Annotated in this window: 24 protein-coding genes; 4 read left to right on the top strand and 20 right to left on the bottom strand. The window is 48.8% G+C overall.

Annotated features, from left to right (window positions below; translation table 11 throughout):
* Positions 1 to 7: 7 nt before the first annotated feature.
* Positions 8 to 595: an NAD(P)H-dependent oxidoreductase gene (locus tag ACTHPM_RS05030; RefSeq protein ID WP_440394094.1), complete on the bottom strand. Its 588-nt coding sequence runs from the start codon at positions 593 to 595 to the stop codon at positions 8 to 10.
* Positions 596 to 729: 134 nt separating this feature from the next.
* On the opposite strand from ACTHPM_RS05030, the gene ACTHPM_RS05025 reads away from it, so the two are divergent.
* On the top strand, positions 730 to 1,164 hold the full coding sequence (locus ACTHPM_RS05025) for a MarR family winged helix-turn-helix transcriptional regulator (RefSeq protein ID WP_440394093.1): 435 nt from the start codon (positions 730 to 732) through the stop codon (positions 1,162 to 1,164).
* 103 nt (positions 1,165 to 1,267) lie between these two features.
* On the opposite strand, the gene ACTHPM_RS05020 is transcribed toward ACTHPM_RS05025, so the two are convergent.
* The 9 genes from ACTHPM_RS05020 to ACTHPM_RS04980 all read right to left on the bottom strand — a co-directional run bounded on the left by ACTHPM_RS05020 (position 1,268) and on the right by ACTHPM_RS04980 (position 10,977).
* Positions 1,268 to 1,921, bottom strand: coding sequence for a glycosyltransferase (locus ACTHPM_RS05020; protein ID WP_440394092.1), 654 nt, complete (start codon positions 1,919 to 1,921; stop codon positions 1,268 to 1,270).
* Positions 1,922 to 2,131: 210 nt separating this feature from the next.
* Entirely contained in the window at positions 2,132 to 3,343 is a 1,212-nt protein-coding gene (locus ACTHPM_RS05015; protein ID WP_440394091.1) for an MFS transporter, read from the bottom strand.
* A gap of 97 nt (positions 3,344 to 3,440) precedes the next feature.
* Positions 3,441 to 4,034, bottom strand: a complete 594-nt coding sequence (locus ACTHPM_RS05010; protein WP_440394090.1) for a TetR/AcrR family transcriptional regulator — start codon at positions 4,032 to 4,034, stop codon at positions 3,441 to 3,443.
* A gap of 164 nt (positions 4,035 to 4,198) precedes the next feature.
* A complete protein-coding gene (locus ACTHPM_RS05005; protein WP_440394089.1) occupies positions 4,199 to 4,450 on the bottom strand; it encodes a ferredoxin in 252 nt (83 codons plus the stop codon).
* Between the two features lie 110 nt (positions 4,451 to 4,560).
* On the bottom strand, positions 4,561 to 5,439 hold the full coding sequence (locus tag ACTHPM_RS05000) for a hypothetical protein (protein WP_440394088.1): 879 nt from the start codon (positions 5,437 to 5,439) through the stop codon (positions 4,561 to 4,563).
* Positions 5,440 to 5,829: 390 nt separating this feature from the next.
* Positions 5,830 to 8,085 (bottom strand): ATP-binding cassette domain-containing protein, encoded by a 2,256-nt coding sequence (locus tag ACTHPM_RS04995; protein ID WP_440394087.1) that lies wholly within the window; start codon positions 8,083 to 8,085, stop codon positions 5,830 to 5,832.
* A gap of 186 nt (positions 8,086 to 8,271) precedes the next feature.
* A complete protein-coding gene (locus ACTHPM_RS04990) occupies positions 8,272 to 9,120 on the bottom strand; it encodes a GNAT family N-acetyltransferase (protein WP_440394086.1) in 849 nt (282 codons plus the stop codon).
* A gap of 97 nt (positions 9,121 to 9,217) precedes the next feature.
* A complete protein-coding gene (locus ACTHPM_RS04985; protein ID WP_440394085.1) occupies positions 9,218 to 10,012 on the bottom strand; it encodes a hypothetical protein in 795 nt (264 codons plus the stop codon).
* 227 nt (positions 10,013 to 10,239) lie between these two features.
* Positions 10,240 to 10,977: an SDR family oxidoreductase gene (locus ACTHPM_RS04980; RefSeq protein WP_440394084.1), complete on the bottom strand. Its 738-nt coding sequence runs from the start codon at positions 10,975 to 10,977 to the stop codon at positions 10,240 to 10,242.
* Positions 10,978 to 11,167: 190 nt separating this feature from the next.
* Here ACTHPM_RS04980 and ACTHPM_RS04975 point away from each other — a divergent pair, with 190 nt between their 5' ends.
* Both ACTHPM_RS04975 and ACTHPM_RS04970 read left to right on the top strand, forming a co-directional pair.
* Positions 11,168 to 12,100 (top strand): AraC family transcriptional regulator N-terminal domain-containing protein, encoded by a 933-nt coding sequence (locus ACTHPM_RS04975; protein ID WP_440394083.1) that lies wholly within the window; start codon positions 11,168 to 11,170, stop codon positions 12,098 to 12,100.
* Positions 12,101 to 12,290: 190 nt separating this feature from the next.
* Positions 12,291 to 13,853: an MFS transporter gene (locus ACTHPM_RS04970; protein ID WP_440394082.1), complete on the top strand. Its 1,563-nt coding sequence runs from the start codon at positions 12,291 to 12,293 to the stop codon at positions 13,851 to 13,853.
* A 58-nt stretch (positions 13,854 to 13,911) separates the two neighbouring features.
* Here ACTHPM_RS04970 and ACTHPM_RS04965 read toward each other — a convergent pair whose 3' ends face one another.
* The 7 genes from ACTHPM_RS04965 to ACTHPM_RS04935 form a co-directional block, all read right to left on the bottom strand.
* Positions 13,912 to 14,709, bottom strand: a complete 798-nt coding sequence (locus ACTHPM_RS04965) for a TetR/AcrR family transcriptional regulator (protein ID WP_440394081.1) — start codon at positions 14,707 to 14,709, stop codon at positions 13,912 to 13,914.
* 108 nt (positions 14,710 to 14,817) lie between these two features.
* Positions 14,818 to 15,309 carry an Imm6 family immunity protein gene (locus ACTHPM_RS04960; protein WP_440394080.1) on the bottom strand — a complete coding sequence of 164 codons (492 nt, stop codon included), beginning with the start codon at positions 15,307 to 15,309 and terminating at the stop codon, positions 14,818 to 14,820.
* Positions 15,310 to 15,445: 136 nt separating this feature from the next.
* Positions 15,446 to 15,754 carry a hypothetical protein gene (locus ACTHPM_RS04955; RefSeq protein ID WP_440394079.1) on the bottom strand — a complete coding sequence of 103 codons (309 nt, stop codon included), beginning with the start codon at positions 15,752 to 15,754 and terminating at the stop codon, positions 15,446 to 15,448.
* Positions 15,755 to 15,898: 144 nt separating this feature from the next.
* Complete coding sequence (locus ACTHPM_RS04950; RefSeq protein ID WP_440394078.1) at positions 15,899 to 17,386, bottom strand: Lsa family ABC-F type ribosomal protection protein; 1,488 nt, start codon at positions 17,384 to 17,386, stop codon at positions 15,899 to 15,901.
* A 406-nt stretch (positions 17,387 to 17,792) separates the two neighbouring features.
* Positions 17,793 to 18,506 carry a thioesterase domain-containing protein gene (locus ACTHPM_RS04945; RefSeq protein WP_440394077.1) on the bottom strand — a complete coding sequence of 238 codons (714 nt, stop codon included), beginning with the start codon at positions 18,504 to 18,506 and terminating at the stop codon, positions 17,793 to 17,795.
* A gap of 162 nt (positions 18,507 to 18,668) precedes the next feature.
* The gene (locus ACTHPM_RS04940; protein ID WP_440394076.1) at positions 18,669 to 18,773 is read right to left on the bottom strand and encodes a DUF6254 family protein; all 105 of its coding nucleotides are present in this window, start codon (positions 18,771 to 18,773) and stop codon (positions 18,669 to 18,671) included.
* Between the two features lie 72 nt (positions 18,774 to 18,845).
* On the bottom strand, positions 18,846 to 19,730 hold the full coding sequence (locus tag ACTHPM_RS04935; protein WP_440394075.1) for an ADP-ribosylglycohydrolase family protein: 885 nt from the start codon (positions 19,728 to 19,730) through the stop codon (positions 18,846 to 18,848).
* Between the two features lie 191 nt (positions 19,731 to 19,921).
* On the opposite strand from ACTHPM_RS04935, the gene ACTHPM_RS04930 reads away from it, so the two are divergent.
* Positions 19,922 to 20,089: a hypothetical protein gene (locus ACTHPM_RS04930; protein ID WP_440394074.1), complete on the top strand. Its 168-nt coding sequence runs from the start codon at positions 19,922 to 19,924 to the stop codon at positions 20,087 to 20,089.
* Between the two features lie 100 nt (positions 20,090 to 20,189).
* On the opposite strand, the gene ACTHPM_RS04925 is transcribed toward ACTHPM_RS04930, so the two are convergent.
* The 3 genes from ACTHPM_RS04925 to ACTHPM_RS04915 form a co-directional block, all read right to left on the bottom strand.
* Positions 20,190 to 21,494 (bottom strand): DUF4179 domain-containing protein, encoded by a 1,305-nt coding sequence (locus tag ACTHPM_RS04925; protein WP_440394073.1) that lies wholly within the window; start codon positions 21,492 to 21,494, stop codon positions 20,190 to 20,192.
* Positions 21,445 to 22,023 carry an RNA polymerase sigma factor gene (locus ACTHPM_RS04920; protein ID WP_440394072.1) on the bottom strand — a complete coding sequence of 193 codons (579 nt, stop codon included), beginning with the start codon at positions 22,021 to 22,023 and terminating at the stop codon, positions 21,445 to 21,447. Before ACTHPM_RS04920 ends, ACTHPM_RS04925 begins: the two co-directional genes overlap by 50 nt.
* 112 nt (positions 22,024 to 22,135) lie before the next feature.
* On the bottom strand, positions 22,136 to 23,023 hold the full coding sequence (locus ACTHPM_RS04915; protein WP_440394071.1) for a LysR family transcriptional regulator: 888 nt from the start codon (positions 23,021 to 23,023) through the stop codon (positions 22,136 to 22,138).
* Between the last annotated feature and the right edge of the window lie 8 nt (positions 23,024 to 23,031).

The raw sequence follows: 23,031 nt of genomic DNA, 5'->3' as shown, positions 1-23,031 counted from the left end.
TTACAGGTTATTGGGTTATAGCGCTAAAATAGCGCTGCACCCTATTCAATTTCTGTCCGTGCCTGCCTTTCGGGCTCTCCATGCTTCCGAATTCAAAAAACTTCACTTTGCGGATGCCTACATATTGAAGCAGTGCTTTCCTCATCAGAATTTTATGTGCATTACCCAACCAGTACAAAGGATACAGTGCCGGCCCTTTCATGGAGGAGATGCAAACCGCAGTTTTGCCTTTCAAAAGTCCTTCCGGCAGAAGCTTTCCAAGATCCCGGTAGGCGAAATTCGAGGCAAACATCTGGTCGATATACCCGAGGAGCATCGCGGGAGGTCTTCCCCACCAAATCGGATAGACGAATACTAATTTGTCCGCCCAAAGGATCTGCTGGCGGTATTTCTCCAGCTTGGGATCGACATGCATATCCCTTCTCCGTTTGTTATCGTTAAAGACCAATACCGGATCGAACCTCTCTTCATATAAATCAAGCACCTGAACTTCCTTGATATGGGCGTTCTTACGGCTTCCCTCGATGACCTTCTGCAAAAATGAATAACTTAGGCTTCGATGATTCGGATGCGTATAAATCACCAACACGTTCATGGCTCCACCTCGTTAATTATCATTTGATAACAAAATGGTAGCATGATTATCTTTTAGTTGTCAATTGATAATTATCCATTAATAATTGTAGTTTGATAATTAGTTTGTTATTGTGTCAATAAGAGGTGATCGCAATGGAGGAAGAAGCGCTATTTCAAAAGTTCGTGACTTTTACGACAGCCGTGCACGAAGTGACCCATGAATTAACCAAGGATATCAAACCGGATGACATTACACCCGTTCAATACAGCATTCTGGAGTATATCGCCGTCAGTCAACCCGTTACCCTCAGTCAAATCAGCGACTGTAAGCATATTTCCATGCCGAATACGAGCCGCGAGATGAAGAAGCTGACCGAGAAACATCTGTGCGAAAAATTCAGTGTCGCCGAAGACCGGCGCAAGCAGTTGATCCGGCTCACCGAAGCTGGCCAGACCATGATGAACGCAGCGTTTCAACGCATCGGCGGGCGATTTTTGGAACGAATCAAGGATGCTTCCGCAGAACAATTGGAGGACATCGAAAGAGCCTTGGATGTGCTTCAATCCAGGGTGTTTTATGATGGGTAACAGGGAGTTAGAGGTTGAAGGGGCACAATAAAGAGCTTTTACCGCTGCCTCTTTAGGCAACCATAAAAGCTCTCCTCGGTTTCGCTTTTCCGCAGCGTTCTCTTTAAAACTTCTCCGGAAACTGTTTGATGATGCCTTCCGTCAGGATGTCGGCCAAATGAATCATATGGATTTCATTTTTATCGGTAGCCGCAATATCGGCCTTCCAATCTCCTTTAAGACAGTCCAGAACGATTTCCTTAATCAGCTGAAGGTGTTCATACAGCATGTCCTGCAGCACTTTAAACTGCCAATTCGGATTCGCTGAGCTCAAAAATTGGGCGATATCGTCAGCGTTTCTGTGCCAGTCCGCATCCAGCTTCTCCACATCAGCCTGATTCCCCGCTTTAGCCGCAGCGACAATCTTTCCTGCGATCAGAATATGCTCTCTGAGAAGATCAGCCAGCTTGTTGCCTGCTGCTTCGCCGTAATAGGGTTTAATAACGTTACCTATGTCCTGCTGATTCCGTAAAAGGCGGTCCAGTACATCCTGCTGATCCGGACGGTTGGATATCGCGCTGACAATATAGCTTCTCGTCCAGATCGTATGGTCAATCCAGACCTTCTGCATATCGACTTTCAACTGCACCATTTGGGGGCTTAGGCAAACCGGGGCTTTCTTCTCGCTTCCTTTTGCTTGTCCGAAAACGACTGCCTGCGTCATGCTAAAAAAAAGCGCCAAGGTTAAAGGCAGCGCCAGCAACCATTTATTTTTCACATTTATCTGCTCCCTTTGTACGTTTGGAATAAAATAGGCTGTCTTATTATGGTTAACCTATCCGATTTTATTCGCTGTACTTGGAACATTTTAAAAGCCTCGTGTTTCTTGTGAGTTCAACACTACTTATGAAAAACCCTCCAAACCGGCAGCGGTCTGGAGGGTTAATCGTTATAGCACAGGCTGGGCTATGATATCCACGAAAAATCGTTATCGCAGCGACTTGGTATCCAGCTCGTATTGGGTTTCTTTGGACTTGAAGGAAATGAAGAATCCAACCATCAATACGACGCTCGCCATCACATACGGAGTATTCAAATTCAAATCAAACAATGCTCCTGCAATAATCGGACCAATGATGTTTCCAAGGCTGGTGAAGGCTGAATTCAGACCCGCAACATAGCCCTGCTCCTCGTTAGCGAATTTGGACATTTGGGTCCCGATGGCAGGGCGCAGGATGTCCATTGCAAGAAACAAGACAAAAGAAACTGCAAACATGAGCCAAAACGTGTGTACAAACAGTGTAAGTATAATAAAGAGGACAGACACCAGGATACTGACGGTAATGATCCTCTTCTCCCCGAAACGATTAATAATCCAGCCGAAAATGGTGACCTGCACAACAGCCCCGCTGATCGAACCGAATGTAATGATGAAGGCGATATCTTTTGGGGTGAAGCCGAATTTGTGATCGACAAACAGTCCAAACACCGTTTCATAATTCGCCAGACCGAAGGAAGCGATGAACACGACAATCAAACTGATAAAATAAGGCGCCCGGTATGAAGCAGCTAGCTGACCCAGCAGTCCGGTTTGAGCGGATCGTGATGCTCCCTCTTCCTTGCGATCTTTCCCCTCCCTATTCACTTCACGCAAGAACAGCGCGGAAACTGCCAGCGCAAGCAAGCCGCCGACAGCTGCAGCGTAGAAAGGAACCCGGATGCCGTATTCGGCCAGATACCCTCCGATTCCCGGTCCGATGATAAAGCCCGTGGTAATGGCTGCATTAATGTATCCCATCCCTTTGCCGCGTTCTTCTTCACTCGTGACGTCAGCCGTGTAAGCCATAACGGCAGGCATGACGAGAGCGGCGCTCACTCCTCCCAGCATTCTGGCGAGAAACAGCAACGGAAGCGTGCTTGCAGCGCCAAACATCCATTCCGATGCGGCGAAGAGCAGCAATCCGGCCAGAATGACTTTTTTGCGCCCGATTGAATCGGAAAGACGTCCGGCGATCGGCGAGAATACGAGCTGGGTGATCGAAAAAGCCGCAACCAGCAGTCCGAGAATGCTTCCGTTAATATGAAGCAGGTTCATGTAACTGGGCATGATCGGTATAATGAGACCGATTCCCGTGAAAATAATGAAGTTGTTAAGCATGAGAAGCAGAATTGCTCCCCGGTTTCTAAGCAGCAGCGACATACAAAAAAGCCTCCATGAATTTCTGCATTAATACTGAACATTCGTTATGTATTGTGTTCCGGAATAACGTAAGCGGATTGCAGCCGTAAGATTCTCCTTATTGTTCCGCGACGCCGTTTAAAAATACAGTGACAGCATCCCGATAAAGCGCGATCGTCTTTTCAGGCGCCAAGCTTCTCGATAGCTGGTTTGCACCGAAAAAGATGGCTTCCAATACGACAGCAAGGCGTTCTGCATCCCCAGGCTTAAACTCACCGCTATCAATTCCTTGCTGCAGCAGCTTTTGATTAAACGCCAAATGCTTGCCGTTCATCTCGGCCATTCTGGTCTCCACCTCAGAAGTCTTCTCCTCATTATGGAAGAACTCATCGGCAGCCTTCGTAAGCGGATGATTCAAGTCATCGGTCGCAAGCTGTTCGGCCACGGCATAAAGCTTCTCGCGTGTGGTTGTATACAAATGCTCACTTTGTTCCCAATTCAATTCCCACTCACGGTCCCATTCTTCTATTAAATAAAGAAACAGGCCCTCTTTGCTCTTGAAGTGGTAATAGATATTGCCTTTACTGCTTCCGGTTACGCTCACGATCTCTTCGATCGAAGTCGCTTTATAACCCCTCTGGACAAAAAGCGCGCGAGCCGCAGCCGCAATCTTCTTCTTGGTCTGCTCGCTCTGAAGCTGCTTCTGATTCATAACGTCACTCCAATACATTGAGTATACCGAACGTTCAGTCAGTATTTTAGCATAATGGTATATATAAGGCAATATAAGCCGAGATAGGACTCGGCTTAATTAGGTGGGCACCTTACCGGTTTGCCCATCGCCAATTTTAAGGGATGAAGTCATCCAAGCGAGTCCTAGTAATTGATGCTTTGGGAGAAAGGGATGTCCCGCACTTGAACCGCACCGGTCGGACATCCTTCTTGCGCATCTATCAAATCATTCAAGAGAGACTCGTCCTCAATAGCCGTCTCCCCCTTATTCCCATCACCCTGATAGATAACCTCCGCGAATCCAGCCTCATCATAGTCGAAAAGGGTTGGTGCTATTTCCCCGCATTGCCCGCAAGCGATGCATGAGTCCTTATCCACCCGTGTGTATTTAGCCATGTCAGCACTCCTTTTCAATTGAGATAATCGAATTTCTGATTCAATCCGGCAAATTGTTTACGAATATTCATACTGGTCTTTTTTCAAATAATGAATGCAAGCTTAATTTTTTACCAAGACGACATTTCCGTTCTCTTCCAGCTGTTTTGGGCGACACAAACATATACATATTGATCGTCCCAAGCCATCTGACCCTGGCTGCAGACCGCATGCGATGAAGCGGGTGTATACTTGTTGCGGATACGCAGCTTATCCCCGTTTATGTCCAGCTTAGTGTCTGGGTCCGTCGTTCCAATGCCGACATTCCCTTCGCTGCGTTGTATGGTAAGCGGTGAATCGACCACTTCGCCGTTATCGCTGTAACGAACAAACTGCAGATCGGATCCCGTATTCTCGCCGGCTTCCTTGGTGCTGTCCGCTCGGACAGCCCATCGGGGAGTCGTCTTATTATCCTTGCCTGCCGCACTGAACTGGATATCCCGGTTCGTCTCATTTTCCCCTGCGACCCGCAAGATTCCGCTCATGACATTGAAGTTGGATGAATGGGTACGAATTTCGCTTATATCCGTATCAAAGGGAATTTCAAACCGGGTAAACAACTGGTTCGCGTCGGGACCTGTCGGTGACATTGTCGTTTCGAACGAGAGATGCTTATGGTCGTGCTGCTTCGGATTGTTTGCCTTGTCATGGGAAATAATCGCTGTCTTATCCTTGCCTGTCTCATCGACCCAGACGATGGCCGGCTTGGCCCTTTCCGCTGTCCATTGCAGACGGATGAGATCCGATTGATGACCTTCTTCCTCGATCCATTTCTTATCGGTAGAAAAGAGCAGCCGCTCGTTGTGCGGAATGCGGATATCGCTGCCTTTTTGCACAGCATCACCGAGAGCAACCTCTTTTCCTTCCTCCTGCTCCTTCTGATCGGAGCATCCCATGCCCAGCAAACTGATGCATCCCAATATAACCACTATCATTTTTAATAATTTCATTGTGAATCCCTCCATATGCCGAACACAATCGACTCAATCATGATAATGAACACAAGACTTTGTCTGATCGTATTATAAGCAGCCTGCAGACGTACACCCATTTAGCCGAATTTCCCGGAAAAATGATTCTTTTCGTCTATAAATTCTTGGCGTCATTCACCCGACCTCGATGATTTCGTGGGTATAATTGATTAAATCCGGCCATCAGGACTTTATAGGTTCAGCAGGGAGGACTGCTTGTTGCTTTAGGCATTGATTGATTAGGACAAGAAACCCAGAAGAAAGACATAAAAATGAGGGCGCTCCGCCTTCATGACGTTTGAGCCGCCCTCACTTTCAATTCAATCTATGATGAGTAAATAGATTTCCCCCATGAAAAGGCATTGATGCTTACTTCAAATAGCTTCCGGTGATCGATTGTTCTGCTTGGATGATCTGCCGGGGTGTTCCCTCGAAAACGACCTCGCCGCCTTTGCTGCCCCCGTCGGGTCCCATATCGATGATCCAATCGGCTTGGCTGATCACCTCGAGATTGTGCTCGATGATGATCACCGTATTCCCTGTATCCACGAGTCGATTCATGATCTTCAAAAGGTGGCCGATATCCGACATATGCAGACCGGTCGTCGGCTCGTCCATCACGTAGATACTGCCCTTCTTATGAAGCTCGCTTGCCAGCTTGATGCGCTGGCATTCTCCGCCCGAGAGCGTACTCAGCGGCTGGCCCAGCGTAATATAATTCAGTCCGACATCGCTCATGGCCTGAAGCTTGCGCCCAACCTCTTTGATCCGGAAAAAATCCAGTGCCTGCTCGACTGTCATTTCCAGCACTTCGGCAATCGACTTGCCGTTCAACTTGTATGCGAGCACCTCTTCCTTGAAACGCCTGCCTCCGCATTCTTCGCAAGGCAGCTTCACGCTTTCCAGAAACGAAAGATCCGTATAAACAACGCCAAGACCTTGGCAATTCTCGCAAGCTCCCTTGGAGTTGAAGCTGAACAAGCCCGGGCTCACTTTGTTCGCGGAAGCAAATGCCTTGCGTACATCGTCCATTATGCCCGTGTAGGTCGCGGGATTCGAACGCGTCGACACCCCTATCGCTGATTGGTCGATGACAATCGCATCCGGATGCTGGCTAAGAAATACGTCATTAATGAGCGTGCTCTTGCCCGAGCCAGCTACTCCGGTAACGACTGTCAGTACGCCGGTTGGAATGTCCACGCTCACGTTCTGCAGATTATGCAGATTAGCATTCTTGATGGATAGTTTACCGGAAGGCTGCCTGCAGTCACTCTTTAGCTGCAGAGGGCGCTTCATATGAGTGCCTGTCAATGTCCCTGATTCCAGCAGGCCTGGGAAAGTTCCTTCATATACGATGGTTCCACCGCGGCTGCCGGCATAAGGGCCTACGTCCACGATATGATCCGCCACCTTGATTACATCGGGATCATGTTCGACGACAAGCACGGTGTTGCCCTTGTCGCGGAGTTTTTGAAGTAATTCATTTAACCGGTGTACGTCCCGAGGATGCAAGCCAACACTCGGCTCATCAAAGATGTAAGTGACATCGACCAGACTGCCGCTGAGGTGCTTGACCATTTTGACGCGCTGAGATTCGCCGCCGGACAGCGTATCTGTTTCACGATCCAGCGTCAAATAGTCTAGCCCGATGTCCACCAGATGCTGCAGCCGCTCCGTCAGCGACTTTACCATCGGCGCAGCCGCGGCATCGTCAATTTCATGGATGGCCCGGATCAGTGTTCCGACTTCCATCGAAGACAGTTCCGCTATGTTATGTCCATTGATTCGGCAGCCAAGCGCGGCCTGACTAAGTCTCGCGCCGTGACAGCTTGTGCAGGGCCCCTCGGATATGTACGGCGCAACAGATTGCTGCGTGCGTTCGGACTTCGTCTTCACGTCCTGTTTGATGTATTTGTTGTTGAATTTCTCAATGACGCCCTCAACAGTAATATTCGTTGCTTTCCCGGCAAAATCCATCTTCACCTTCCGGGCCTTGCCATATAGGAGCAGATCCAAGTCTTCAGTTGAATAATCGCAGAGCTTACGGTCCGGATCAAAGGATCCGGATTGTACAAGCATGTTCCATTCCCAGCCGTTCACCGAGTAGCCCGGCAGCATAATGGCTCCTTCATTAAGCGACTTGGACATGTCTACCGCTTTGCTCATGTCGACGCATAAGCTGCGACCGATACCGTTGCACTCCGGACACATGCCCTGTGGATCATTAAAAGAGAACATGTTCGCTCCTCCAACATAGGGCTGTCCCAATCGGGAAAAGAGTAGACGGAGGATCGGAGAAATATCGGTAATCGTGCCCATCGTGGAATGGGAGCCGCCTCCCAAACGCTTCTGATCCACGATAACAGCCATGCTCAGGTTCTCAATCGCATCCGCATCCGGCTGCGGATATTTGGGAAGGAACGTGCGGACAAACATGCTGAAGTTTTCATTCAATAAGCGGGTGGACTCAGCGGCAATCGTATCAAAGACGATCGATGACTTACCCGATCCCGATACCCCGGTAAAAATCGTAATCTTCCGCTTGGGAATGCGCAGGGATACGTTTTGAAGATTGTTTTCCCTGGCAGCGGAGATCACGATATATTCCTGATTCGATTCAATCATAAGGAGCAACATCCTTCCGATCTTTTATTTAGAATTAAGTTCCATATTAGGGAACCATATTCGCTAAGCTGCTGCCCAATCCCTGCGAACTTTTTGATATCCGATTATTATGAAGAAATTAAACTCGCCCAACGGGGAAAGATTTACTTTCTTTCTGGCAATCATGCTTCGGTCATGCAATAGACTTTATAGCGTTTTCCGTATATATTGCGTAACGTACTTTTCCGTAAAGCCAAGGCTGTCGTATAATTTCCTGGCATCATTGCCGACAACGCAGCTAAGTTCAACTTTTGAGAAGCCGCGCCTATAGATTTCATTACATAAATACATAACAAACTTTCTTCCGATCCCAAGCCCCTGAAAATCTGGATGGACTGAAATGCTGCTGAGTACATTACCAGACAGATGGCTATAGGCGACAACCTCCCCCTTGAATTCATAAACAAAGCGGGTATCTGCATCCGCAGACCAGGATATTCTCTCTTTTTCGCTTGGCTCAGCAATCACGGAATCCGGAAAACTCCCGACACGGACCCGCATGTCATGAAATGCTCTGGCATACAGAGACTGGCTTGCAGGATAGTCTTCGTCCGTGTACCGCCTCACAGGAAGCACTTCCAGTGGAAACGGATCCCCGGTTCGCTGCATGGAAGCCGATAAAAAGTATGGATCGTATCCGAGTTTACGCGCAAATGAATTGGATGAAGGATGGCCGGCGCGATGGGAACTCCTGATTTTCTCGGTTCCGCCCGCCAGCAGCTCAGTTTCAAAATGTCGTACCATGGCAGAACCGATGCCTTGCCTGCGAAACTGCGGACTTACAAAGATATTCAAATAAGATTGGGGTACGGGCTCATTTACTTGGGCTAGCGCAACCAGCTTACCCCCAGCAAACGCGGCTCTAAATAATCCCGGTTCTTGGATAAGCACTTGAAGGATCTCTTCCCCGCCTTCGATGTCTTCACTTAGCATTTCTCTTGCCATCGCAATATCTTTTTGACTGAATTTCTCATAACGTACACGTGCCCTGTTCATTGGTCATTGACATCTCCTTTAGGGTAGCCGTTAGACGTAGAAGCAGCTTTCATGGAAACACTGAATTCCATGAACGAATATATCTATAGGCAGGGCTTTACAAAAAATCCCCAAAGTAGAACTCCACTGCTTCCCGGGAGTATCCGTCGCTCCCCTGCCACAAAGCCATCGAGTTGAAATCATCGTTTCCACCCCGCCGCGTGCGTGGTGTATCCTTTGCTGTCAGAATCCCTGCGTATCCCCATATCTCCATGATCACGTCCCGCTCATGCTTGCTTGAAGGCAGGAGATCCTTCCAGCGCTTCTCCAGCTTGCGCGGACCGTCCTGTTCTGCACAAGCTTCGACCGCTTGCAGCATATTTTGAAGAATAACGACATCCTGCACGTCCACGATGGCATCCTCCTCCCGGCTAAACAATTCAAGGTCAAGCCAACAGTAGAGCAGCTCATTAAGCCGTACTCCGCCCCATTTCATGCGTTCGAAGTTCAACACGTTCAGCTCTGATTGAACATAGTCACGATCGGACTGCAGCTTGTGATGCTCGCAGTCACCACAGCGGCTATAACACGGACTCGTGATGCTTAGCTGACCATAGGTATGCAGCTGCATGCCGTTCGTTAACGCCCAACTCGACAACGCGCTGCGAATATGTACCTTGCGTGTAGACAGGCTTTGCAAAAATGCGGCTGCAATCCGTTTCCTCGGTATGCGCTGATGCAGCTCGTACAGTCTCCGGATCAGCTCATCATGCTGAATCGTGAGCGGATCGAACATGACTCCCTGACTTTTCGCGTACTCAAACTCTTCCCCCGCGAAGGGAGCTGGACTGCTTTTCCAGCCGTTCGAGCTCCAAAATGTCTGCATTAATATTTTCTTTGCTTTGTGATCCACTTCGATTCACTCCCTCTTGTTCGGATAACTCCATTTTATCAAAATCGGTATGATGTTGGATATATCCACCCGCCGCATGAGGGCAACGTATGATCGGTGATGATTGCTGTCCTCCAACGGCAAAATGAGACAACCGATGATTGGCTGTCTCCATTCTCTTTGTTCCACTATGAAACTCCACTCTTATACCATCCTAGGCGATCGAAAACCGTTTGACGGGGCAGACGTCAGTTGAACCCGCCATTCACGCGGATCGTTTGTCCCGTTATCCAGCGGGCTTTGTCACTGACGAGCAGCGCAACAGCATTCGCGATGTCCTCTGGTTCGCCCAGTCTTCCGAAAGCGTTCATACGGCGATAGGAGTCAATCAAATCCTCTGATTTGCCGTTCAAGAACAACTCGGTTGACACTTGCCCGGGAGCGATGCAATTAATAATGATGCCCTTGGATGCAAATTCCTTAGCCAATTGTCTTGTCAGTTGTTCGACTGCCCCTTTCGTTGCGGCATAGACGCTATATGCCGGGAGCATTGCGCCAGAGACGGACGTTGAAAAGTTTACGATGGTTCCACCCTGTTCCATATGCTTCATCGCCTGCTGGCAAGCGAAATACGTACCTTTTACATTGACAGCAAAATGACGATCGAACATCTCCTCGCTTACGTCGGCGATCGCTTTGGTTTCCATTATTCCGGCATTATTGACCAGGATGTCCAATCGTCCAAATCGCTCGAGCGTCTTCGTGAACAGCGCTTCAACTTCACTTACTTTGCTTACGTCAGCTCCAATGGCAGCCGCTTCACCGCCGGATTGCTCGATCGTTTTGACGACTTCCTCCGCATGCCCCTTATTCGATGAAAAATTGACGACCACCTTCACGCCGGATCGTGCCAATTCGATAGCGATTTCCCGGCCGATTCCTCGTGAAGCCCCCGTGACGATAGCAACTTTTCCAATCCAACTCATTCTCATGCACTCCTTCACTGTTTTTCAGGTCGAATGGTTTCCCGAAACGTCCCTGTGAATTTATAATTTGATTATAAGGAATGCGGGTTGTTGGGCGTTAGAATAGAACTCTTCGATCCTTGCCTAATTCTCTTCGGTAAAGCTATGATAAAGATAATTTGTACGACATCCCCATTTTCCCGAAAGGAATATGAATATGAACGAATCCCTGCGTACAGAACAAGTTATGAAGCAATTGTCGGAATTAATACGTCACCATGCTCCTTCGCCCGGCACGCATCCGACATCAGTGCCTTCTTTGAGGCTAATGCATGCCACAGAATGCTCAGAACCTTTGGAATCCGTGTACCAGCCCTCCATATGCGTCGTGGCACAAGGAGCAAAAACTGCCACGCTGGCCGACGAAATCTACCGCTACGACCCTGCAAATTATCTGGTGACCTCTGTCGAATTGCCGATCGCCGGCAGAATTATCGAGGCTTCGCCTGATTGTCCGTATCTAAGCCTCAAACTTAGCTTCGAAGCCGATGTCATTCTGGATATCGTAAAAATGATGACGCATCCTCCTGCCGCCCCAGAGGAAGGCAGTCGAGGCATTACGGTGAACCAAACAACGCTCCCCCTGCTCGAAGCGATTGTGCGGCTTTTGCAGCTGCTGGATGTTCCGGAAGACGTGCCCGTTCTTGCGCCGCTCGTTATCCGCGAAATTCTGTATCATGTACTTCAATGCAAACAAGGTGCCTTGATCCATCAATTCGCGGTCATTGGCAGCCATGCGCATAATATCGCTCAAGCCATTCAATGGATTAACCGCCAATATGATCATCCGCTCGTGGTCGAGGATCTTGCAAAGACGGTTAACATGAGCACGTCGGCATTTCACAAACATTTCAAACGCGTTACTGCGATGAGTCCGATCCAATACCAGAAGACGGTGCGTTTACAAGAAGCGCGGCGCTTAATGCTAACGGAAACGTTGCCAGCTTCCGACGCTGCTTTCCGTGTAGGCTACGAGAGCCCATCCCAATTCAGCCGGGAATATGCCCGTATGTATGGCCGGCCGCCCATGTTGGATATCCAGGAGCTGCGCTGTTCACCAGAGACATCCACTGGACTTGGCTAAGCGCTGCATACCTGCGGATGCCGTTGATAGCGGCTACAAATGCCTTCTTCCACTTACGGAAGGAGGTATTTGTGTTTTCATTCAATTTCAGGAGGAAAAAACCAAATTTAATGTTGACCATTTATTGTATATAACATATACTGTTTATTAAAATAACTGTTTATATAATATACAGTAAGGAGATGGTTCCATGAAGAAGGTTAACCCGCCGCAAGCGGCAAAACGTGCAGGACACAAAGAATGGATCGCGCTTAGCATTTTATGTCTGCCGTTAATGTTTGTATCGATGGACGTCGCTGTCCTGTTCTTCGCCGCTCCCGATATTGCAGCGGACCTCAAGCCGAATGCCACGCAGCAATTATGGATTTTCGACGTCTACGGCTTCATTCTAGCCGGTATGCTGTTGACGATGGGAGCGATCGGCGATCGGATTGGCCGCAAGCGCCTGATGATCATCGGCTCAGTCGGATTCGCCCTATGTTCTCTGTTCGCGGCATACGCCCAAACGGCCGAGGCCTTGATTGTCGCTCGGGGAATACTGGGCATCGCAGGATCAACCTTAATGCCGTCTTCCCTTGCCCTCATTCGCGTTATGTTTCAAGATCCGGCGCAGCGCACGAAAGCCATGTCGATTTGGAGCGCCGTAATGGCAGGCGGTGTGACTCTCGGTCCCATCATCGGCGGTCTTCTTCTCGAATCCTTCTCCTGGGGGTCGGTATTCCTCATCAATGTCCCGGCGATGCTGCTTCTGCTCCTTGTCGCTCCTTTCCTTCTGCCCGAATCACGCAGCGGAACGCGAAGCCCGATCGATGTGCTTAGCTCCATCCTGGTTCTGACTTCAGTCCTTCCTCTTACCTATGGCGTGAAGACGCTCGCCGAAGATGGTTGGGCATTGCTTCCGTTCGTCATCCTTGTTGCAGGAACGTTGTCGGGAGCCTTGTTTGTGCGCCGGCAACTCCGCATCCCTAACCCATTGCTCGATATGCGCTCGCTCATGGAGCGGCGTATCGGCGGTTCGATCCTTGTTAATTTCATCGCGATGTTTACGCTGATGGCAAGCTCGCTGGTGAATACCCAGTTCCTTCAGTCGGTGCTTGGATATTCTCCTTTCATCGCGTCCCTGTGGAGTGTGCTGCCTTCCGTAGCCGTAGGCGCCGCGGCACCGATTGCAGCAAAGCTGTCACAAACCCACGGCAGACCGCGCATAATGACAGCGGGCCTGGTGCTCGCTGCATTGGGATTCATGGTGCTGACGCAGGTTCGTCTGGGGGGCTTTTCACCGCTCATCGTCGTGCTCTTGGGAGCCGGGTTGATCGCAGCGGGTATCGTTTCCGTCATGACTCTGGTTACGGATTACGTGGTGGGCGTCGCTCCCGTTGACCGTGCAGGAGCCGTCGGAGGCTTAATCGAAACCTCCAGCGAGCTTGGCGGCTCGTTCGGCATCGCTCTGCTGGGATGCGTGCTTGCAGCGGTATATCGGTACGCGGTTTCCCCCCTTCTTCCCAAGGGATTATCACTGGAAGCGGCTCATGCTGCCGAGCAGACCATTGCCGGAGCTTCGAGCGCCGCAAGCCAATTGACGCCGGAAGCGGCTTCCAAGGTGATGAACGCATCCCGGGAAGCTTTTGTGACCTCCATGCATACTACCTGTCTCGTCGCTGGCGTTATCCTGGTTCTGGCCGCGATCCTCACGGTCATATTGCTCCGCGACAAGCAAACGGACAGCGGCGTGACTGCACCGTCTAATGCTTAAGCAGTAGAAAAGGCTACTCCCCGGTGAATACCGGGAAGTAGCCTTTATTGATTATTTATCATGCCTTGGAGCCTTTAATTCTCTTCTGATGTAAAAATTGCTCGATTCCGTCCAAAATGCGCTCCAGACCGAAATCCAAATCACTGCCAACAGTGTTGACGTCTTCGTTCTCGCCGGTATAGGCGCCGGACATGACAAGCGGATATAAATCCGGATATTGATCCGGCTTGATTAAATGCCGAAGCGCCGCCGTATAATTGAGCCCGCTGAACTCTTCCTCGCTGGAGCCCGCTTGAACGGCGCGGTCCAAGTCCCTCTGAAGCATCCCATACATGCGGGCATAACTGCTCAATAGAAGTACGATCGACATTTTCTCATAATGGTTCAAAGGCATGTCTCGCAGTCCTCGCAGTGCCCAATCCACGATGCGCAGATTGTTTGGCAAAATCGGGATTCCTAAAATCGGGATGTCGCCATACCACGCATGCTTACGAAAAACGTCGACCGTGCCCAAGACATATTCGCGCATGCTTTCCCGCCACTCCTCGGGAGGTCTTTCGGCGGGCATAGGAATATTACAGGCTGCATCCTGCATCAGGATCAGCAGATCATCCTTGCTGGGTATGTACCTGTAGAGCGACATGGCCGTAAAGCCGAGCTCCGACGCAATTCGGTTCATCGAGACGGAGGAAAGACCGTCCTTGTCCGCGATCTCGATCGCCTTTTCCACGATTAGATCGATGCTCATCTCGCGCTTGGGGCCTCGCTGCGGCGGTTTCGCCAGTCCCCAGCCAAGCGCGGCGCCTGCGGGCAGGATTTTGGCAACCTCTTCCGGCGTTAAATCGTTATGACTCATCTCATTTCCTCCTTCGTTCAAACGCGGCCAGCAAAAAAAGTGTTTATTATATAAACAGTATATCATATCAAGGAACTCGACCGTAAGTAATCATGATGTAAAGCAGTTTCAACCTCTGTGCTTTATCTCGAACCGGCGCAGCTCATCACAAACCTCTGGCGACAGGTATTCGGCTGCATCATGATGCAGAGAATCAATCATCTTGATCTCTTCATCTTCAGGAAGGGATCCGTCCCAAAGATCTTGAGGGAAATATCGCTCATTCGATCGGTGAGCACATTGATACATAAAGTAGTAAATGCCCCAAATCAGCATGATCGAAGCCGCTTCGTAGCGCTCCGTCACCTCGGCATTCGCGATAAAATCAAAGCATCCATATTCTTCTTCATCATCGTTGCACATCCGGTAGATCTCATCCCAATCCACATGGCTTCCTGTCAGCCACTCATGACCCAATCGCAGGATCATGCGAAATTTCCCGAATGCCTGATCATATGTTCCGTCTCGAAATTCTCCTTCGAGATAATCCAGCGTTCGCTCAACGTAGGCTAAGCAGATCGCAACTCTGCTGTTGACAGTCATTTCCTCCACGCTTTTCATTCCATGTTCACCTCTTATGCCCATATCCTTTTTCGAATAATCAAGATGTCCAAAAAAGAAGACTGCCGGGATTGTACTCCACGCAGTCTTTTACCATATGTTACTCTACAGCCTATTCACTTGGCCTTTTCATGCTTTATCCTTCAACAACATCCGCCCGCAAATCCGTGGCGATTTCAATCATTTGGGGTACGATAGCTTCATTCGAAATCGCGACATACAAGTCCCCCATATAAAGCCGGAAAGGATATTCGTTACCACCATGCTTCCATATAAAAAAATCCCCTTCGATGGACATGGTGCTTTCGGGACCTTTGACCGTAAGAACCTGTGAATACGCAAACTCGGATTTGGATGAAAAATATTGCTTGCACTCTTCCAAAGAAAGGGTTGGCTCCGGATTTGTTTCCTGCATCGATCTGGTTATACGAAAACGCTGATTCATTAGATATGCCTCCACAATAATTTGGTTAATTTATATCTGGTATGGGACTGTTGTCCCCTCGCGCATCTGCAAGTCCATATTTTCTCATTTTCCGAAACCACTGTCAAAGCCAGGGCCCCTAAGATGGACAAGATTTATACAGGATTACAGATTGGATAACTCAATCACCTTGGTAGCCACATGGCTCACAAATTCGCTGTCATGCTCTACGAACAGAAGCGTTGGCGCGTATTGCAGCAGCAGCTCTTCAATTTGCATGCGGGATATGACATCCACAAAATTTAGCGGTTCGTCCCATACGTACAAGTGGGCTCTTTCGCTGAGGCTCCTTGCGATCAATACTTTCTTCTTTTGGCCGCCGCTATAAGTCGAAATGTCCTTCTCGAATTGAAGCCTTGAAAAATCGAGCTTCCGCAATATCGACTTAAACAGGCTTTCATCCACTCCGTGGCTTTTGGCATATTCGGACAAATCACCGCGCAGATGGGATGTATCCTGGGATACATAAGATATTTTCAACTGGGCGTCCTTATGGAATCTACCTCTGTATGGGATATCTTCACCGCAAATCAGTTTCATAATGCTGGATTTGCCTGAACCGTTCGCTCCCGATAGTGCAATACGCTCCCCTGGTTTAATCTCGAAGGACACGCCTCTGCAAACCGGTTCCGTCCCGTATGAAATCGCAACCTGATCCAGTTCGGCGAGGCACTCCTTGTGAAAAGGAAGCGGGGAAATTTGGAGGCTTTCCGCAGTCTCGATATTCTTCAGGAGCTTGTTTTTCTCTTCAATGGCGGATTGCTGGCGCTGTTCGATCACCTTCGAGCGTTTCATCATTTTGGCTGCTTTATGACCAATATAGCCTTTGTCGACCTTGGATCCGGAATTTCTTGTCCCATTCTTGGTGCTTTCAACTTCATGCGACCACCCGCTGGTTCGTTTGGCTGATTCCGATAAACGTTGAACATCCCGTTTCAATTTTTCATTCTGCGCCAATTCGAATTGGTCCTGCCGCTCTTTGTTCTCCCACCATGTCGAGAAATTCCCCTTTTGAATTTCGATGTTGGTTTTGTTAATGGACAGTATATGATCAACGCAGCGATCCAGAAAAGCGCGGTCGTGTGAAATCAGAATAAAGCCGCTCTTTCGATTGAGGTATTCGGCGACCAGCTTTCTCGCATGCATATCGAGATGATTCGTCGGTTCGTCGATCAGCAAAAAACGGTTATCTTTCATGAATAATGCCGCCAGCAGCACTTTCGTCTGCTCACCGTTCGATAACGTGTCAAAGGGGCGGTACAGAACATCTTCGGACAGCTTCAGCCAGTTAAGCTCACGAACCAGCTGCCAATGAAGATAATCCGGATAGACCTCCGCAACTACGTCTATCGTCAGGTACTCCTTATGCTGAACCTCGTAAGGGAAATATTCGAATTCGACACTCGCGAATATGCTTCCGCTGTATTCCAGTTGTCCCTGCATCAGACGCAGAAAAGTCGTTTTTCCTCTGCCGTTCCGGCCGGTAAAACCTAATTTCCAATCGGTATCGATCTGAAAATTGACGTTCTCGAAAATGTTGTCGTAAGTACCCTCATAGGCAAAGGTTAGGTTTGAAACTTGAATCTGTGACATTTAATCGACCTCCTGTAATGTATCAGCGGGACCCATAAAAGTCCGCCCGTTACCCGGAAGCCAAGAAAACGCCGAGAAGCACCAGTCTAACCGGTGCCTCTCGGCGCTCACATGAACCCGTCCGTATAGGAAATAAACCAAGCGATTGCCTCCAAATTCGCTAGGTTGATACATATACAGAGGGATAAAGTTCCGGTAACTGAAAGTTAATGAAGTGAACCATGCCGAACCAACGCTGAGATGACAGGTTCACTTGAACATCCACTACCTCCAAATCCGACATCGCTTTATCCCTCCCTTCACGTTCTACTTAAGTATGTTCACAACTTAGCATATCCTTTGCACGGGGTCAAGATTCCTTTATCCAAAGAAACTGGACGGAACTTGGAATGAGATCTAGAAATGATTAACGGTTTCCCGGATGCAGTTCATAAATTTTGGCGATCAGGTCTTCCGAATTGGTGTGGAATACCTGGTTCGAATCCGTCCAGGCAGATTTCAGAAAATAAGAGGCATGGAATCGCCATCCCTGATGGACGGGATTGAATTCCATGGTTATTTCGCGACCCGGCCTTCCGCGATACACTCTGGAGCCCGGCCGGCGCCAGCTGCCGATTTGAGTGATTCTGTCCGGATTCTGACCGGTGATATATGTAAATCTGTTGTTGTAAGGAATATCTTTGATATGAAACTTGGGACATCCTACCGCGACAACCTGAGCTGGCTGCAAGCCGAATTGCTTCTCTAAATACAGCCCCGCCCGATAAGCGATCACGCCGCCTGCACTATGGCCAATTAGAATGAGCTGATCCGCACCTTCCCCATGCTCGCGGAGGCTATGTGATACGTTTATGACCCGCCTGGACTTTTCGTGCGTCAGGTCATACCCGACTTGTGTCAGCTGCCGCGTCAGTAAACGGATTAACGAGGAACCCGTCAAACCGTCTGCCATCCCATAGGGAAACATTATAACGACTTTTGCGTCGGGGTATCTTTTGACAATCTCGCTGGCAGCGGCTTCGAAATTATTCCTGTACGTCAATACGCCCGCTATAAAGCAAACGACGGTCCGGCATTGTGCTGTGCATGTGCTATTGGTGGATACGAAGGTCTCTGTCATTTACACAGCCCTCCTTGTTCAGCATCTGATAATGATAGAATCCGGATAAAGATATATCGTATTCCATTTAACCTATCCCCAAGAGAATTCAAACACGAATGCAAGAAAGAAGACTGCCGGCATTACCCGGGCAGCCTTTATTCAGTAGTATGCTCTCCAAGCCTACTCGCCTGACAATTCCTTAAGCGACTTGATTTTACCATGGGGATGCTGTTCCTGCTTACGCGACTTCCAGGCAGCTTCTTTCCTTCTTTTCTGGTGAGTCATAACAGATATCCTCCTCTGGGAAATTGAGATATATACCACCTCTTTAGGTTGTCATTCCTGGCCCTTGTTCATTCATGAATAGGCGGTCCTTAATGCATACAGCTGTGCAATCACCCGATCGAGTCTGGCCCGAATGAGAATCGAGTCCGCATATTCAGCAGGAATCCCTTCATACCCGTAGTGAATTCCCGCTAATCCGCCCGCGATGGCTCCGATCGTGTCCGAATCGTTGCCTAGATTAGCCGCGTGCTGCACCACCCCGCTAAAGTCGGAAGCGTGAAACAGAATATGCAGCACCCACCGGAATGTATGCACGACGTATCCGCTTGGCGGACAGTCAGGTTCAGCATCCGTGAGAACTTCGTATTGGCTGCCCGCAACTTCACTTCGGATGGCATCCCTTAGCTTCTCTCCTTGCAGCAGCCGAAAAGCGATGCGATTATAGATCACACAAGCTTCAGCGCAGCTTGGATCATAATGCGTCATTCTGGACTGCAAGGTCGTAACCCGCTCGATCTCATCCGGTTCCTTGTAGGCGAGCGCTGCAGGAAGGCACCGCATCAATGAACCATTCCCGCCGCTTTGGCCCAGATCCATGTGAGCCACAAAAGCGGATTCGAACCAGTCACCTTCATATTTGCCAAACACATGGCGGATAATATTGCCGATATCCTTCGGCCGCGACCGGTACCACTCCAGGAAATGGCGCCCGATAGCTTCCACCGGCTCGGCCGGATTCTCCAGTATGCCTTCCGCCACACAGAGCGTCATCATCGTATCGTCAGTCACTTCTCCGGGTTCGAGCTGCCATACACCGCCACCGATGATCTTCTTCAGATAACCGTATTGCGCTTTGATTTCTCCCGTGCTCATAAATTCCGTCGTTCCGCCAAGCGCGTCGCCCACGGCCACGCCGTATATGCCGCCTTTTATGCGGTCGAATAATGAATCCTGCATACCGACACCTCGCAATTTGATGACTAGGTAAAGTCATTCGATAATGTTCCATCTGATTATAACAAATAAAACCAAATTATTTGTTTTACCTTTCAGATGTAGATCCTCCTTCACCCATCCCTCGTGCATAGTCGCAGGGAGAACGTTGCATCCTAAACGAGAATATTCCGATCTTGGAGGTGCAATAGCAGATGAAACAGGACAAGAACTCCTTTCAGCCGCAAAGGAATCAGACTGCCAAACCGAATGACGTCAAGGATTCCAAGGAAAAAGATACCGAATTAGCCGAGGAACTCGGCAGCAGCGATGTTCGTTCGGCTTTTAAAAACCCCATAACCGGGGAAGAACGTCTTTACTAGAAACCGAAGAGCCGCGGCAAATTCTTTGCCCGGCTCTTTCACGATCATTCCTTTTCAACATGTCTAGACCGAGGCGGACTCTATTATAGACAGTAAGAAGCTATTTTTTAGTTTCTATTGGGATAGGGACAGTCTTCTTATAGGATTTGATATATTCGAAACTGTCCAACAGAAGAAAATCGGGTTTATCCTTTGTGTTAAACGAATACGTCTGCTCCCAAAGGATGTTGCCATTCTTCAAATCCCAGGGGCGTGCCGTGGAAATCGAAGAAACAGGAACGATGTTGCCGCCAGCCTGAACCGATAAATTGTCTTTCCTCAAGATCGTAAATTGTTTTCTCGCAAGCACGATGTCGTATCCCTTATCGGTTTTGGTGACGCTGCGAATCCATAGCTTTTCATTGCCGATTTTGATGGACTTGTCTGATGGTGCGGCAAGAGAAATCGGCGTATCCAGTTTTTGATATCCAATGAAGCTGTCGAGCACCAATTCAACACTCTCAATCTTATCGGTCGGCAGCACATCATATACCAATTCAAACCCATACTTCCCTGAGCTGGAGTCCCCTCGCATCATCGATGCTTTCAGTTCTGCTCCATTGACATGAAGCGTGGTTTCAGCACTAAACCTCGGGACTTCCTCCATTTCATAATGTCCTTTCACGATCGTAGAGGTTGGCGAAGCTGTAATCGAGTCATAATAGATCCTACCCTGATCTACCGGAACGGATTTCGCTATCTTTTGCTTGATGATGCTTTTCATGGCCTTATTGGCTTCATACTTGAACTGAATCGGATAGGAGGCTCGTTTGCCGTTATCCAGAAAGGTATAGAACGAAACGGTTAAGGTTCTGGAAAACGGGCTCACCGGATCATATTGCACTACCCCCTCAAAGTGAGTCTCGTCTTTACTGTGGTTGCCTCCTCCACTTTTCATCATTGAATTCGTTAAAAATCCCTGAATATTGTCAGGGTAATAACGGAAAGAACCATTCTTATCAAACACTCCCTCCTTCCGGTCAACCATGTAATACAGCGACAGTGCATTTTCATCGGAAATAATTCCGTTAATCGTGATGACGGTGCCATCCGGTAGCGTTTTGCTCTTATTGATCGTTTGTCCGTATCCATGCTCCGCCATCTCGGCAAAGCTGAGTGAATTCAGCTCCGAACTGTTCAGAAGCTTACCTCCGTAATAAGCCAGCGCAGGATACTGATAGGTTCCAACGATTAGAAATAAGGCTGCAGCGATTGCCGCTATCCATATCACTCCTTTATTCACTGTTATTTTCCGTTCGGGAACATGCTCAAGGGCATCACGAAGTCTACCTTCAAGTTCGGCCGGAGCTTGTATCCTATTCAAGGCTTGCTTGTGCTCCTTTAACCTCTCTTCGATCGTTGTCATAACGATCACCTCCAATCCTGGCTTTCAGTTTACGAAGACCTTGTGAAATTCTTGATTTGATGGTGCCGACCGGCACACCAGCCATATCCGCAATCGCCTGATAAGGAAGGTCGTAGATATAACGAAGTTCGAGCGCTTCACGCTGCTGCTCATTCAGATGGGACAACAGCTCCTGCATGTCCATTTCCGATTCGGCCTCGCGGTATGGATTCTTATCTGTTAAACCGGCAAGTGAATCGTTCCCCTCGTTTTCCAGCGGAAGAAACCTCTCCTTTTTCCGGAGCAGCGTTTTGCAGCGATTGACCAGGATTGTTTTGCTCCAGCTGTAGAAGGCTTCGCCTTTGTGCAATTGATCCAGCTTCTCATAAAGCGTAACGATCATATCTTCCATGGCGTCCATGGCATCATGCTCGTTTCCCATATACTTATAAGCCAGTCGATAATAAGCGTCCTGATCGGCTAGAATGAGCTGCAATAAAGCTTCCTTGTTGCCTTTTTGGGCTTGTTTGACAAGACGCTTTACATTCATGTTCTCCCCCCTTTGCAAAGATAAGAGATCGCAAAAGCCTAAAAAGTTCATTTGATGCTAAAAAACAGCGATAACTTAAGAACAACTTCTAGCCTGCCGCTGCTTTATGTATTTAAAATGTCTGACTGGATATCGACTCGAAATATGCGGCAACAACCTCACGAAATTCCAAAGCCGACTGCGAAATGTACCTGCTCTTGTGCCATATTAAGGCGATTTCGCGCACCAGCTCATGATCCTCAATTTGAAGATATGTAATATGTTCACGTGCATTTCTTGCCGTGCTTGGCATGAAGGCAATGCCGATTCCAGCTTCCACAAGCGTGCTTAGTCTTGCTGGTTCATCTCCCTCATACACATATTGAGGTTCAAACCCAACCGATTTGCAGATCGAGTCCACCACGTCGCGGGTGCCATAGCCTCTTCTTACACCGACAAACCATTCATCCCTCAGTTCTGTCAGAGATACGGAGCTCCGGTCTGCCAGCCGATGCCCTTTGGGAACCGCAACAAGAATCGGATCGATGAATACCATTTGACATTCCAGATCATCCCCTTGTATTGGAGGTGAGGACAGGCAGAAATCAACCTCGCCTCGATAGAGAAGCGTAACCATTTCCTCCACCGATCGCATTTGCACATGAAAATGGATATGGGGACGCTTTTTCCTGAACTCGCGGAGAATGCCGGGTAACGTGCTTGCGGTGGTCACGGCCAGTTCGAGGGTGCCCTGTTCCGGGCTGGATAAATCACGAAGCTCCTGCTTCCCCTGCTCCAATTCAAATAACGCCTTTTCCGCACGTCGAAGAAACCGATTACCGAAATCATTCAATCGCAGCTTCCTTCCTGTCCGATCGAATAAAGGGACTCCCAAATCCTCTTCCAAACGTTGAATCGTTTTGCTAAGCGAAGATTGAGTCACATGCAGACTTCGCGCTGCTTCGGTTACATGCTCCAAACGGGCTACAGCAATAAAATATTGCAGTTGAAGAAGTTCCATGATCCCAC

The sequence above is a fragment of the Paenibacillus sp. SAFN-054 genome (genome assembly GCF_051966755.1).
Classification (GTDB): Bacteria; Bacillota; Bacilli; order Paenibacillales; family Paenibacillaceae; genus Paenibacillus_AQ.
The sequence above is the reverse complement of the archived record's forward strand: the minus strand, read 5'-3'. Positions and strand labels throughout refer to the sequence as shown.

Coding starts and splice junctions, on each gene's coding strand:
- ACTHPM_RS05030 (WP_440394094.1), bottom strand. CDS start 595: ATGAACGTGTTGGTGATTTATACGCATCCGAATCATCGAAGCCTAAGT.
- ACTHPM_RS05025 (WP_440394093.1), top strand. CDS start 730: ATGGAGGAAGAAGCGCTATTTCAAAAGTTCGTGACTTTTACGACAGCC.
- ACTHPM_RS05015 (WP_440394091.1), bottom strand. CDS start 3,343: ATGTCGCTGCTGCTTAGAAACCGGGGAGCAATTCTGCTTCTCATGCTT.
- ACTHPM_RS05010 (WP_440394090.1), bottom strand. CDS start 4,034: ATGAATCAGAAGCAGCTTCAGAGCGAGCAGACCAAGAAGAAGATTGCG.
- ACTHPM_RS05005 (WP_440394089.1), bottom strand. CDS start 4,450: ATGGCTAAATACACACGGGTGGATAAGGACTCATGCATCGCTTGCGGG.
- ACTHPM_RS05000 (WP_440394088.1), bottom strand. CDS start 5,439: ATGAAATTATTAAAAATGATAGTGGTTATATTGGGATGCATCAGTTTG.
- ACTHPM_RS04995 (WP_440394087.1), bottom strand. CDS start 8,085: ATGATTGAATCGAATCAGGAATATATCGTGATCTCCGCTGCCAGGGAA.
- ACTHPM_RS04990 (WP_440394086.1), bottom strand. CDS start 9,120: ATGAACAGGGCACGTGTACGTTATGAGAAATTCAGTCAAAAAGATATT.
- ACTHPM_RS04980 (WP_440394084.1), bottom strand. CDS start 10,977: ATGAGTTGGATTGGAAAAGTTGCTATCGTCACGGGGGCTTCACGAGGA.
- ACTHPM_RS04975 (WP_440394083.1), top strand. CDS start 11,168: ATGAATATGAACGAATCCCTGCGTACAGAACAAGTTATGAAGCAATTG.
- ACTHPM_RS04970 (WP_440394082.1), top strand. CDS start 12,291: ATGAAGAAGGTTAACCCGCCGCAAGCGGCAAAACGTGCAGGACACAAA.
- ACTHPM_RS04965 (WP_440394081.1), bottom strand. CDS start 14,709: ATGAGTCATAACGATTTAACGCCGGAAGAGGTTGCCAAAATCCTGCCC.
- ACTHPM_RS04960 (WP_440394080.1), bottom strand. CDS start 15,309: ATGAAAAGCGTGGAGGAAATGACTGTCAACAGCAGAGTTGCGATCTGC.
- ACTHPM_RS04955 (WP_440394079.1), bottom strand. CDS start 15,754: ATGAATCAGCGTTTTCGTATAACCAGATCGATGCAGGAAACAAATCCG.
- ACTHPM_RS04950 (WP_440394078.1), bottom strand. CDS start 17,386: ATGTCACAGATTCAAGTTTCAAACCTAACCTTTGCCTATGAGGGTACT.
- ACTHPM_RS04945 (WP_440394077.1), bottom strand. CDS start 18,506: ATGACAGAGACCTTCGTATCCACCAATAGCACATGCACAGCACAATGC.
- ACTHPM_RS04940 (WP_440394076.1), bottom strand. CDS start 18,773: ATGACTCACCAGAAAAGAAGGAAAGAAGCTGCCTGGAAGTCGCGTAAG.
- ACTHPM_RS04935 (WP_440394075.1), bottom strand. CDS start 19,730: ATGCAGGATTCATTATTCGACCGCATAAAAGGCGGCATATACGGCGTG.
- ACTHPM_RS04930 (WP_440394074.1), top strand. CDS start 19,922: ATGAAACAGGACAAGAACTCCTTTCAGCCGCAAAGGAATCAGACTGCC.
- ACTHPM_RS04925 (WP_440394073.1), bottom strand. CDS start 21,494: ATGACAACGATCGAAGAGAGGTTAAAGGAGCACAAGCAAGCCTTGAAT.
- ACTHPM_RS04920 (WP_440394072.1), bottom strand. CDS start 22,023: ATGAATGTAAAGCGTCTTGTCAAACAAGCCCAAAAAGGCAACAAGGAA.
- ACTHPM_RS04915 (WP_440394071.1), bottom strand. CDS start 23,023: ATGGAACTTCTTCAACTGCAATATTTTATTGCTGTAGCCCGTTTGGAG.